Below are 12,848 nucleotides of genomic sequence, written 5' to 3'. Positions count from 1 at the left end.
ACGGGTTCAAGGCGTTAGCTTTAACCATAGATAAATAGGCGGAAGGGAGTTTGAGCGATGACTAAATTCAGTAAAGCGTTTCAAGCGGCATTGTCAACCACAGTTGTCTTGGGTCTGGTATTAACGGGGTGCGCAAGCAATAAGGAGGCAAATTCGGAAACAGGGGAGGGAGCAAGCAATGCCCCGGAGTCTACGACAGCCGCATATGTTTTGGGTGAGCAGCCGCTCGAATTCTCTTTTTACGGACATTATGACTGGTACACGATGCCGCCTTGGGGCGAAGATCTTGCAACCAAGTGGATTCAAGACAATAAAAAAGTAAACGTGGTTCCGGTCAGCTCCGGCGGTGCCGCGAAGCAGAAGTTGAACACGATGATCGTCTCGCAGGAGCTGCCGGACGTGATCTGGATGGAGCGCGACGCGGATGTAGAGAAGCTTCGCTCTGAAGGATTGCTTGTTCCGTTTGATGACTACTTGGATAAATACCCGAATTTGAAAAAATGGGCAGGAGAAGCGACACTTGACATGCTGCGCTCACCTGACGGCAAGCTGTACCAATTCCCGAACTGGTACACCACGCAGCCGAACGGCAACGCTGGATACCTGGTAAACAAGAAGATTTACGAGGAGCTTGGCTCTCCTAGCCTCGAAACAACGGATGACCTGTATGCCTATTTGACACAGGTTAAGGAGAAATACCCGGATGTTGTGCCTCTTGAAGTCGGACAAAGCGCATCAGGTATTGATATATTGGTGTCGGCGTTCGGCGAGAACCGTCCTTATACGTATAATGCGATGAAGGCCGTACCAAACGGCGATACGCTGGGTTCGATCTTCACGGATCCCGTTTACCGCGAATCCATTCAATATGCGAGCAAGCTGTACCGCGAGAAGCTAATCTCGCAGGATTCATTCACGCAAAAGCTGGAGCAGGTTGAGCAGAAGGTCGTAACGGGCAAAATTGCGGTGTACGCTGCATCCAGCCCAACGGAGTTCGGTGCGAAGGGGAATGCGCTTCTTAAAGCAGCAGATCCAAGCGCAGGCTACATCATGGTATGGCCGGTTCATAAAGCGGGTCTCGACAAAAACAAAATTTTCCCAGGCGATTACAAGCAGCTTGGTTGGAACGTGAGCGTGATTACGAAAGCGGCCAAAGATCCAGAAGCAATCTTTGCATTCTTGGATTGGTTCACAGGCCCGGAAGGCCAACGTACCATTATGTGGGGTCCTGAAGGTCTATATTGGGACGGAGCGGATGCGGACGAAGCGCCGTTGTTCACTGAGAAATTCACAACGGACATTGAAGAGCGCGAAGCGCTTATGGCAGCTACAGTCAACTTCCAATGGAATGGGAATACCGTTTATGTAGATAATTCCAAAATGAAGTTCGAATCTACGCTTCCTGCGGAGAAGCGCAGCTGGGAAACGTACTGGCAATCGGAAATTACGTGGAAAACGCAGTACAACACGACGGAATTCGTTAACCTGGATCCGGCGGGAGATACCGATGAAGGCATCGTAGCCCAAAGCGTGCATGATATTTACGAGAAAGCGAGAGCCAAAGCCATTATGAACGCAGCCTCGGATGAAGAAGTAGCGAGCATATTGGACAAGGCTGAAGCGGATGCGCAAAAAGCGGGCTATGAGCGCCTTTTGAAATACAAAACCGAGAAGTGGCAAGAGAATGTAAGCAAGCTGAAATAAACAAATGAGCAGTCAGCGCTACGCGCTAAATGCAATCTGCTGCAACGGTTTGGAGGCTGTGCGCTTTGCGGGAACTGCTCCCGCGGAGCGGGCTCCCTGCAAGGGGAGTGTGCGCAGCCATCTAAACCAAGCATTCACATGGGAGCGATTATATTTGACATATTATTTGGGTGTTGATGGCGGAGGAAGCAAGACGATTGCTGTCGTAACGGATCAGTCCGGGCGCGTCATCGGCCTTGGCGAGAGCGGCTGCGGCAATCATCAATTAGGCGTGGAGCTGGCAAAAGGCAATATTGAAGCTGCCGTGATGCAAGCGTTGCGGCAAGCAGCAGTTGTAAAAGCGGATATTGCATATGCGGTATTTGGACTAGCGGGGGCGGATCGCGAGGCGGATTTTATAATTTTACGGCCGATGATTGCCCAGCTGGACTTTGTGCATTATGACATTGTATGCGATACGGTTATCGGTTTGCGGGCTGGAACGAAGCAGCCTGATGGCGTTGTCGTCATTTGCGGAAGCGGTACGAACAGCTACGGCATCAACAAGCATGGCGATCACGTTCAGTGCGGCGGATTTGGTTATGCCTATGGTGATTTTGGCGGGGGCAGCAATCTCGCGGTAGAGGTATTTCGCTCGGTTATTCGGGCATGGGAAGGCCGGGAGCAGGCGACGCTGCTTACGGGTTTAACGCTTCGCATGCTGAATTATGCATCGGTAGAGCTTATGTTCCATGATTTCCTAGATGAAGGCAGACACATCCCTCATATGCTTGCAAAGCTGTTATTCGAAGCGGCTGAGCAAGGCGATTCGGTTGCCGGCGGGATTTTGCAGCGGCAGGGCGAGGAGCTTGGCTTGGCAGCCAGTGCCGTTATTCGAAAGCTAAGCATGCAGGATGACGTATTTGATCTTGTGATGGTCGGAAGTGTGCTCACTCGGGGCGACAGCCGCTATACGGCTCCATTTATTGAGCGTAGCGTAAAGAAGGCAGCTCCGAATTGCCGATTGTCCGTATTGACGATGGAACCTGTAGCGGGTGCGATATTATTAGCAATGGAAAAAACGGCTCTTACAATTGAAGAGTCTGTATACGCAAGCTTGTACAAGTATCTGGCTGTGAAGGAGGCTCCTGTAGAATGGGTGCTGGACTAAAAGTAGTTGTGATTGGCGGCGGGTCATCCTATACGCCGGAATTAATTGAAGGCTTTATTTTGAACTATGAAACCTTTCCGGTTACGGAGATTGTGCTGGTTGATATTGAAGCGGGCCGCAATAAGCTGGCGATTGTTGGGCAGCTGGCCATTCGAATGATCGAAAAATCAGGCTTGCCAATAAAACTGAATCTGACGCTGGATCGGCGATCGGTGCTCGCAGGCGCTGATTTCGTCACGACGCAAATGCGGGTCGGCAGGCTGGAGGCGCGCGGCTGGGACGAGTCGATTCCGCTTAAGTACAAGATGATCGGACAAGAGACGACTGGTGCCGGAGGCATGATGAAGGCATTGCGCACGATTCCCGTCCTGCTTGAGATTTGCAAGGATATGGAGGAGCTTTGCCCGGATGCGTGGCTGCTTAATTTCACGAATCCAGCGGGAATGGTTACGGAAGCGATTCACAAATACTCGAAAATTAAATCCGTTGGTTTATGCAACTCTCCTATCGCGGCCTATAAATGGCTGAAAAATGTGTATCAAGTGCCGATCGAAAATATTTATTGCGAGTTTGCGGGGCTTAACCACCTGCATTGGATCAGTACGATCACGGTGAACGGAGAATCCAAGCTGGAGGAGCTGCTGAACAACGAGGACGGCTATTCGGCCAAAAACGTACCGCAATACGCATGGAATGGCAGCTTGCTTCGTTCGCTGGGAGCGATTCCTTCGTATTACCTCAAATATTTCTACTTAAAGCGCGAAATATTGGCCGAGCAGCAGGCTGCGGCTGCCAAAGGGGAGACGCGCGCGGAGACTGTCCAGCGGCTTGAGGACGAGCTGTTTGACATATACAAGGACCCGAATTTATCGGAAAAGCCAAAGCAGCTTGAACAACGCGGCGGGGCTTATTATTCTGAAGCGGCGGTTAAGCTGATGAACTCGCTGTACAATGACAGCCGCGATATTCAAACGTTGAACGTTCCGAACCAAGGCGTGCTGGATTTCCTACCGGATGACGCATGCATTGAGGTGAATTGCATCGTGACCAAGGAAGGACCGATTCCGCAAAAGGTAGCAATCGTGCCTGCCGCAGCCAAAGGGCTTATCCATGCGGTCAAGGTGTATGAGCAGCTTGCTATTGAGGCAGCTGTTACGGGCAATAGGGACACTGCGCTGCTGGCGCTTGCGCATCATCCGCTTGTGGACTCGACAAATGACGCCCAGCTTATGCTTGATGAGATGCTGGAGCGAAACAAAGCCTATTTACCGCGGTTTTTCGCCGAATAAAAGAATGACACATAATAAGGATGCTCGCTGCCAATCGGCTGCGGCATCCTTTTGCATGCTTATCCGGCAAGTCGCATTTCACTATGAAAACTGCTACTGTAGAGTGAACGAGGATGAGTGAACGACTCGGAGAGAAGCTCTTTGAATAGACGGATGGAGGAATGCGCATGTCTGGTTTCAAAGCGTTAGTGCTCGATCAAATAGATGGCAAAGTTGCTGCTGGTATCAAGCGATTGGAGGTTAAGGACCTGCCGGAAGGCGAGCTGCTTATACAAGTAGCGTATTCAAGCGTGAACTACAAGGATGCGCTGGCGTATATGGCAGGCGGAGGCGTTGTGAAGAGCTATCCCTTCGTACCGGGCATTGACCTTGCGGGCACGATTGTCGCAAGCGAAGACGACGAATTCCGGCCTGGCGAACAGATTATTGTAACGGGTTATGGTCTAGGAGTCAGCCATTATGGCGGGTACAGCGAGTATGCAAGGGTGCCTGCTGAGTGGGCGGTAAAGCTGCCTGGAAATCTGTCCATGAAAGAAGCGATGATACTGGGGACGGCGGGCTTTACGGCAGGCTTGTCGGTATACGAATTGCAGCAGAACGGCATTCGCCCAGAGGATGGCCCTATTCTTGTAACGGGAGCGACGGGCGGAGTTGGAAGCGTCGCTGCCGCCATTGCGGCCAAGCTCGGATACGAGGTAGCGGCGAGTACGGGGAAAGCGGATAAGGGCGGCTATCTGCAGGAGCTAGGCGTGAAGCATATTCTTACGCGCGAGGAGCTTGGAGCAGGCGCGAAGCGGGCGCTGGACAAGCAGCGATGGGCGGGAGCGATTGATTGTGTCGGCGGAGAGACGCTGGCAGTGCTTCTGTCGCAAATGAAATACGGCGGCGTTGTCGCGGCGAGCGGCTTGACCGGAGGCTCCGGGCTGCCTGCAACGGTATTCCCGTTCATTATTAGGGCGGTGAGGTTGATCGGAATTGATTCGGTTATGACGGCCATGGATAAGAGGCGCAAGGTTTGGGAGCTGCTGGCGGGCGAATATAAGCCAAGCGTGCTCGGAGAGCTATTCACGGAAATCGGGCTGGAGCAGGTAAACGCTCATGTCGATGCCCTGCTGGCTGGAAAGTCCAGCGGCAGGGTTATTATTAAGCTGTAGCAAATAGACTTCGAGCGATACGGATCTGTGGCATCCGAGGCTGCGTTCACTTTGCGAAGGACCGTGCGAAGGCACTCGGTGTCCAGGTAGCGTTAGCCTCGTTTCACGCGTCGTGCGCGAAATTGCTTGTACTGGAAGTAAATCGTGCAGCCGATGCAATAGCCGAGAATGGCTGCAAGAGCCGCAGCGCCCATCATCCCGGCAAAAATATAGCCGGCTGCAGACCAGCCGAATGCAAAGCTAAGCAGCGACAAGGTGAGAAAGCCTACGCCGAGTGAGTTGTTGAAGCGCTGCAGCTCGGCTGCTTCTGTCTGCGCTGCAGGTAAGAAGCGAGTGAGGAAAGGACGGGCTGCTAGAATGAATGCATTTGCTTTCGGGCCTGCAAGGAGGCCGATGATTTGGATAATAAACAAGACCGCTATGAGCCAAGGCAGCTGCAGTCCAATTGCTATAAGCAGAAAGATAACAATGCCCGTCTGATTGCTGCGGACGTAAGGAATCGGAATTTCTTTCATCTAAATACCAACTTTCCATATTGGATTTATTTAATTTCATAGTAGTGAATGGCTGAACATTTAGCAACAGGTATTTCAAGATATATGATAAAAATTATTTTTAGATAACTTTCGACAACTATCCCTTATTTTCACTATTCCTATATAATAGACCTATGAAACTAAAGAACTAGTTTAGCTGATGTGAGGTAGATTAATAGGTGAATCTTACAGGCATTGACATGTTTAAAGGATTATCGAATATGGAGCTGGCGAAGCTTCTCGGCATGATGGAGAAACGGGAAATTGCCGCCGGCACGAGGCTGTTCCGCCAAGGCGACCTTGGCGATTGCATGTATATTGTAGAAAGCGGATCGATTGAGCTTTTCTCGCATGCAGACGGGCAGGTGAGGAGATCCCTTGCTTTACTTGGAGCCGGCGAGGTCGTCGGAGAGATGGCCCTGCTTACTGGTGAAGCGAGATCTGCTGAATCTATAACTGCGGAGCAATCTGTGCTTTATGTCATTGACGGCCTCACGTTTGAGCGACTTGTTGCGGAGAATACCGTTTTTTCCGCCTACTTTATTAAACTGCTCTCACGGCGATTAATTTCGACAAACGGCAGGCTGCATGCCGCCAAAAAGACCGAAACCGAACGCGTTCTCCATGAGCTTAGCCAAATGCGCGAACAGACTTCCCGGTTTCTGCTGTGGTGCGCTCACGTTCCGCTTGTTAGCAAAGGGCTTGCCGAGCATACCTTCCATTTTTCAATAGACAACGAACTTTTGCACAATCCCTTCCTAAAGAAATGCTTTCAAGACCATCCAAGAACATCAGAATGGCTTACTCTAACAAACGGACTTAAGCCCGTGTTGAATGATATAAGCAAGGAACGCTACGGTTATGAGGAAATGGCTTCTTGGGTTGATAAAGCTGTGAATTGGTACGTGGCGCAGAATGACTGGGCCGCCTTTATTATTGTGCAGGGAGACAAGGGGAATTGGCCTGCAGCGCTAGATACATATGCGCGAGTAGCTGGCGATGTGACCGACCAGCAACGAACGGATCTCTTTCGTACCATTAACCGCTGCCCGAGGGATTTATTAGCCGTAAATTATCCTGTTCTCCGGCATTTTCTGCCCTATTGCGAAAGTAACGCTCCTGAAACGGGCTTGTCCGTTGTAGAGGCGGCATTAGGTCATGGGCATGCCTTCCAGCCGCAAGAGCTTTTATTTCTGTATGAGCGCGGAACTGAGCTTTGCAGGGCTGCGGGCAGAAATAATCRGGCGCTGGAGTATTTGCAGCTTGCTGACACGCTAGCGGGCACGCTGTCGTCAAAGGGCGGAGCGCTGAACACGGATCGGGCATATGGGCTTGCTAAGCAAAAGCTGGCGAGAAGGCGCAGCGACCTGCTTGTTCAGGGCGCTGGAAGGCTGCTCAAGGGCAATCGTGCCGCAGAGGCGGCAGCCGTAATCCTATCGATTCTATGTATGGTTTTATCTTTTATCCTTGAGCCGTTTGGTGGATTATCCGAAGCGGGTATGCGTTTTATTGGCATTGCATTAGCGGCAGTCGTGATGTGGATCGTGCCGGTCTTGCCTGATTATGTCGTGGCGCTCGGCATGATTATGTTATGGGTGCTGGGCGGGGTAGCCTCTCCTGAGATTGCATTGTCAGGCTTTGGCTCAAGCTCGTGGCTGTTCATGATCTTCATCATGGCAATCAGTGCGGTTATTACAAAGTCGGGCATATCCTACCGCTTCGCGCTGCATGCGCTCAAACGATTTCCGGCTAGCTATCGCGGCCAGCTCTGGGGCATCGTTGCCGGAGGCGTACTGCTGAACCCAATGCTTCCTTCCTCTTCGGCCAAAGCTTCGATCGGCGTACCGATGGCGCAGACGCTTGCGGAATCGCTTGGCTATGGCGAGAAAAGCAAAGGAGCCGCTGGGCTTGGGCTCGTTGCCATGATCTTCTTCGGTTTCACTGCTCCCTTTGTCCTGACAGGCTCTTATACGAATGTAATGGCTTTTGGCCTTGCTTCGACGGATAAAGGGGTATCCTGGCTGCAATGGCTGCTCTATGCTTTGCCTGCCTTTATCGTGTTTGGCGTCTTTATGCTTGTCATCCTTCACTTTATGTTCCGCAAGCTGGAGCCTGCCAAGCTAGTCACGGGCGAGGTGTTGGATGAACAGCTGCGCTTGCTGGGACCTCTTACAAAGGATGAACGGGTGTCCATGTGGACGGTTATAGGCTGTATTGGGCTAATGGTTCTGCAGCCGATTCATGGGATGGACAGCACGTGGATTATGCTGATTGGCTTCGCGGTGCTAGTTACAAGCGGCGTGTTGGATAAGCAAACGATAGCGACAGGCATCGATTGGACGTTCCTGCTCTTCCTCGGCGCGGCATTCAGCTTTGCGGGAGTAGCTGGGCAGCTTGGCGTTGCTGAGCTGCTGTCGGAATTCCTTGGCGCGCATATGTCCGTTTTTACGGCTAGTCCCGCCTTGTTTATTATAGCCGTTATTTTGGTTTCCTTTGCCATAACGTTTGTTATTCGCGACGATCCGGCAGTTATTCTATTGGTAACGGCGCTCGTCCCCTTGGGCGAAATGGTTGGCATCCATCCTTGGGTGCTTGTATTTGTTATTCTGCTCGCAACCGATCCGTTTTTCTTTGCTTATCAATCACCGACGTATCTGACGGCTTATTATAGTACGGAGGGAAAAGCGTTTTCGCACCGGCAAGCGCAGAGGGTTGCTTTATGGTATGGGCTGGCTGTGCTGCTGGCTGCGGCTCTGAGCGTGCCTTACTGGGAGTGGCTTGATCTTATTTCGTAACAGCGAGGGGGGGTATGATGAAAATAAAGCTGATCCATATCATTGCGGTCTTGACCGCTTTATCCATGTTCCTGATGTACCGGGGCTCTCTGGACACCATGGACTATTTCTTTCAAGACCGCTTTATGCAGAAGGAAGGCGATATTGATACGCGCATCGCGATTATCGCAATCGATGACGAGAGCGTAACGGAGTATGGCAGCTGGCCGTGGAACCGGAATGTTCATGCGCAGCTTATTGAAACGCTCGATGCGGGTGACCCTGCGGTTATCGCGTTCGACGTCACGTTCCCGGCGCCTTCGGCAGACGATCCTTCGTCAGATGATGCGTTAATTAGCGCGACTAAAAATGCGGGCAATGTGGTCATGCCTGTGTACGGTACATTTGCATCCTCTGCCAAAGAGGGGGATATCGAGGCGCTTGAAATGTCCGAGCCCTTCCCAGAGCTTAAGACGGCTGCAGCAGCAGTCGGGCATATCAATACGATACCGGATCGAGACCACGTCGTACGCAATTCCTTATATAGCTTCATGGATGAAGGGGAGCGGGTAGAGAGTTTTTCTTGGGTTATCTACCGTATGTTTAAGGAACGGCTCGGAGAAACGGTGAATGCGGATATGCTTCCGCTTGACGCATTTGGCCAATTCCCTATTTCATACACGGGCCGCCCAGGACAATATGAGGCCATTCCTTATTCGGCGGTGCTGAACGGCGATGTTCCTGCTGAATATTTCAAGGATAGAATCGTGTTGATTGGCCCTTATGCCACGGGATTCAAGGATGATTATCTTACACCGCTGCAAGTGAAAAGCCTCATGTACGGGGTGGAAATCCACGCCAATATTATTCAAGCGCTGTTGGATGAGAATCTGAAGCAGAAGCTGGATTGGAAGTGGAACGAGCTCGTTCTACTGCTTGCGGCAGCGCTAGCGTTCTTCCTGTTCCGGAAATGGAATATGGCTATTTCTTTCTCGGCGGTTGCTGTCATCATTGCGGTATTCGTGCTTGGGGGCCGATATTTATATGAAAAAGGACTTATTATTTCGGTCGGTTACGTCGTTCCGCTGCTTGTCATTAGCTGCATAATCGTCGTTGGCTTTCATTATGTGGAAGAGCTGTTCGAGCGACGCCGTGTGACCGATATATTCGGTAGGTATGTTGCGCCGGAGGTTGTGAACCAAATTCTGAAAAACGGCGAGGATGGCCTTAAGCTAGGCGGTACGCGCAGGGAGCTAACCGTGCTGTTTGTTGATATCCGCGGCTTCACCCCGCTCTCGGAGAAGGCGGAGCCGGAGGAAATCGTAGAAATATTAAATGAGTACCTCGATCTTGCGGCTAACTGCATCTTTAAATTCGACGGCACGCTGGATAAGTTTATAGGAGACGCGGCCATGGCTATTTTTAACGCTCCGCTGCTTCTAGAGGATCATCCGATGCGTGCGGTCGAAGCGGCATGGGCGATGAAGGAAGGCTCGGCTGCGCTGGAGCGCAAGCTGATTGAACGCTTCGGCTTTGGCGTGAAGTTTGGTCTTGGTATCCATACCGGACCGGCTGTCTTTGGCAATATCGGCTCGAAGAGCAGGATGGACTATACGGCGATAGGCGACACGGTCAATACGGCGGCGAGGCTGGAGAGCAACGCGAAGCCCGGCCAAATTATTGTGAGCGATGCCGTATACCAAAGGGTGAAGGGACGAATTCATGCGGCCCCGCTTGGCGAGATCAAGGTAAAGGGCAAGGAGCAGGGCATTACAATCTATGAGCTGGAGGGAATACAATGAGGACATTAAAGCTGCTGTTTATTTCGCTGCTGGTGCTGGCTATCGTTATGCCAACGACGGTCATGGCGAAGGATACGGACAAGGCAGGTAAGATTACTGCGACTGCGGGCAAAGCGGAAGTGAAAAAGGGCGGCGGCTCGAAGAAGTTTAATGCGTTCAAAGGCATGGCTTTAACGCAAGGCGATACGATTCTAACGGGCAGTGACGGTAAAGTTACGCTGGATCTGGACAGCGACAAGCAGGTTACGATTGGTTCCGGCACGACGCTTGTGATCAGTGAGCTGGTCAAAAGCGCGAAGGCGCTGGGCGGTAAGACGAGCTTGAGCCTATTGAAGGGCAAAGTGCTTATTACGATCAAGAAAAAGCTGGAAGGGGATTCGCGTTTCGAGATTGAGACGCCTACCGCTATCATGGGCGTAATGGGGACGCAATTTACAGTGCAATATGAAGAAGGCGAAAGCTACGTCGGTGTTTTTGAAGGATCGGTAAAAACGAAGCACGGCGAACAGCTCGAGGAAGAGACGATCGTTAACCCGAACGAACAGCTTGGGCTGGATGTGAATGGCGGCGATAAAGAAAAGCTGAATTATCGCGATCTTCCTTTAGTTGGCCTGGAGCATTACCTTGCCCTGCTGGAGAAGGATGCGAAGGCGGATAAAGCGCTAATTGAACAGGTTAAACAGCTGATTGCGGTTAAAAAGCAAGAGGAAGCGGCTGCTGCCTTGAAGGATAACGGAAGTACGTCGAGCGATACCAAAATCGTTTATGAGGATGGTTCGGGCCAAATTGGCGGGGGAGGCGGCGTAGTGGTGCCGACACAGGCACCGACAGCTGCGCCAACGCCAACGGCGACACCAGTGCCAACGGCGACACCTACAGCAACGCCGGTAGCGACGGAGACGCCTGCTCCTACAGAAGAGCCAGTACCCCCGTTGCTAGATCTGGATGCACTCTATAGAGGGGTTCAATCCTATATTTTTAGTGACAAAACATTCTATTTGCCTTTTACAGCCTCGGTTGCTTACAACGGTCCTAACAGCTCGTTTCCTGAGGACGGATCAAAGATTGTGAAGCTAGAAGTATTTAATGATGAAATGGAGCGTTTCGAAGAAAGAGCAATCGTTGATAAGGTTACTGTTAGCTCGGATTCTTCGAAGCAGCTGCTCGTGCAGCTATCGGAGCCGATTGAATATGGATCGAAAATTAGATTTACAATTCTAGCTGGCCAACTGAAGAATGCGGAAACAAATGATATTCAAGGAGAAGATCTAGTTACGAGCAATATCGAGTCCGGCCAGGATATCGAATTTATATTCAAACAGGAACTTTATGATAGGGAGTATAAGCATGAGGATGCTTCGGATGACGGAGTAGGGGTGGTAGCTGTAGAACTGTATTCGCTCGGATATCAAATTCCGTACGATTCCGAAGTTGGAGCTGATATTCGAATAAATAAAGTGTGCCCGGAGACAGGGGAGTACCCGAGCCCAGGGCGATATTACGAAGAAGGCTGCGGCTCTGAGTTTGAATATGATCTAAAGCAATATGTGTTGAACACTTCTATGGTTGGGCCAAACCGAATGGCCATTGCTCTCCATATAACGAATTTCCAATTGCTTGAGCCGGCATTATATGAGGTGATTATTAATCTTCAAGATGATAGAGGCCAACCGCATTATGTAAGGCAAGCTATAAACATCGTCGCTAAAAAGCCTCCTGTACCGATTGGGGATATGGCCTACACGCCAGATAGCAGCACATTGATTTTACCCTTTACGTCGAACATTGCATCAGCTGATGGGATGCCGATTAACCCATCCGACGTTAGCGTAATTGTAATGCCAGATTTGCCAGGGTTCCTGCCAGCGTTGATTGAGGGAAGCGAAGGTCCAATAGAGAATTCAGCCATTGAGCTTGACATTGAGAGCGTGTTTGTTGACCCGAACGAAGCGAAGCAGCTTATTGTGAAATTTGTGAATGAAATGGAATATGGCACAGTCTTATTGGTAACGATTGCTGCTGACTCTCTAATGAATGCCGAGACACTTGACGTGCAGAAGGAATTTAGGTCGGTTTTAATAACCCATAAAGCAGCATTGTTAACGCGAGAGGTCGAATTCGTCCATGAAGATCCGAATCAGTTGGATAAAGAGGTCTTGATTAATACCTATGGGTTTGAAATAGGGCAGCCGGTACTGAATAGGCTATCCGAAGAAGGCGAATTTGAGCCGCCGTATGAATTGGACGGCGTCTATGCGATATCTGGAGAAGGGGATATAAAAACATTAAAATTATTAGCTGAATATTTTAACGCATCGTATGTTGAACCGGGGTGGTATGAGCTTGCTATACCAATTATGGATAGCGAGTGGGGGCAGACATGGCTAAACTTGAGCATTCATGTAAAGATACCTCTAGTATAACGATTGACTAAAGGAA

General features: G+C 50.7%; 8 protein-coding genes. 7 read left to right on the top strand and 1 reads right to left on the bottom strand.

From position 1 onward, the window contains the following. Positions 1 to 57: 57 nt before the first annotated feature. The 4 genes from AB4Z29_RS26790 to AB4Z29_RS26775 all read left to right on the top strand — a co-directional run bounded on the left by AB4Z29_RS26790 (position 58) and on the right by AB4Z29_RS26775 (position 5,297). Positions 58 to 1,704, top strand: coding sequence for an extracellular solute-binding protein (locus tag AB4Z29_RS26790; RefSeq protein WP_441946035.1), 1,647 nt, complete (start codon positions 58 to 60; stop codon positions 1,702 to 1,704). Positions 1,705 to 1,858: 154 nt separating this feature from the next. After that, positions 1,859 to 2,854: an N-acetylglucosamine kinase gene (locus AB4Z29_RS26785; RefSeq protein WP_441946097.1), complete on the top strand. Its 996-nt coding sequence runs from the start codon at positions 1,859 to 1,861 to the stop codon at positions 2,852 to 2,854. Further along, positions 2,839 to 4,143: a 6-phospho-beta-glucosidase gene (locus AB4Z29_RS26780; protein WP_441946034.1), complete on the top strand. Its 1,305-nt coding sequence runs from the start codon at positions 2,839 to 2,841 to the stop codon at positions 4,141 to 4,143. Before AB4Z29_RS26785 ends, AB4Z29_RS26780 begins: the two co-directional genes overlap by 16 nt. Positions 4,144 to 4,310: 167 nt before the next feature. After that, the gene (locus AB4Z29_RS26775; RefSeq protein WP_441946033.1) at positions 4,311 to 5,297 is read left to right on the top strand and encodes an oxidoreductase; all 987 of its coding nucleotides are present in this window, start codon (positions 4,311 to 4,313) and stop codon (positions 5,295 to 5,297) included. Between the two features lie 92 nt (positions 5,298 to 5,389). On the opposite strand, the gene AB4Z29_RS26770 is transcribed toward AB4Z29_RS26775, so the two are convergent. Beyond that, entirely contained in the window at positions 5,390 to 5,812 is a 423-nt protein-coding gene (locus tag AB4Z29_RS26770; protein WP_441946032.1) for a DUF4395 domain-containing protein, read from the bottom strand. A gap of 200 nt (positions 5,813 to 6,012) precedes the next feature. Between AB4Z29_RS26770 and AB4Z29_RS26765 the strand changes: the two genes are divergently transcribed. From AB4Z29_RS26765 to AB4Z29_RS26755, 3 genes are read left to right on the top strand one after another with little or no spacing between them, the layout of a single operon-like run. Next, complete coding sequence (locus tag AB4Z29_RS26765; RefSeq protein WP_441946031.1) at positions 6,013 to 8,628, top strand: SLC13 family permease; 2,616 nt, start codon at positions 6,013 to 6,015, stop codon at positions 8,626 to 8,628. 14 nt (positions 8,629 to 8,642) lie between these two features. Further along, positions 8,643 to 10,409 carry a CHASE2 domain-containing protein gene (locus AB4Z29_RS26760; protein ID WP_441946030.1) on the top strand — a complete coding sequence of 589 codons (1,767 nt, stop codon included), beginning with the start codon at positions 8,643 to 8,645 and terminating at the stop codon, positions 10,407 to 10,409. Then, positions 10,406 to 12,832, top strand: a complete 2,427-nt coding sequence (locus AB4Z29_RS26755; protein ID WP_441946029.1) for a FecR family protein — start codon at positions 10,406 to 10,408, stop codon at positions 12,830 to 12,832. Before AB4Z29_RS26760 ends, AB4Z29_RS26755 begins: the two co-directional genes overlap by 4 nt. The last annotated feature ends 16 nt before the right edge of the window (positions 12,833 to 12,848 follow it).

Origin of the sequence: Paenibacillus sp. 2TAB23, assembly GCF_052115165.1 — a bacterium.
Taxonomy (GTDB): Bacteria; Bacillota; Bacilli; order Paenibacillales; family Paenibacillaceae; genus Pristimantibacillus.
The sequence above is the reverse complement of the archived record's forward strand: the minus strand, read 5'-3'. Positions and strand labels throughout refer to the sequence as shown.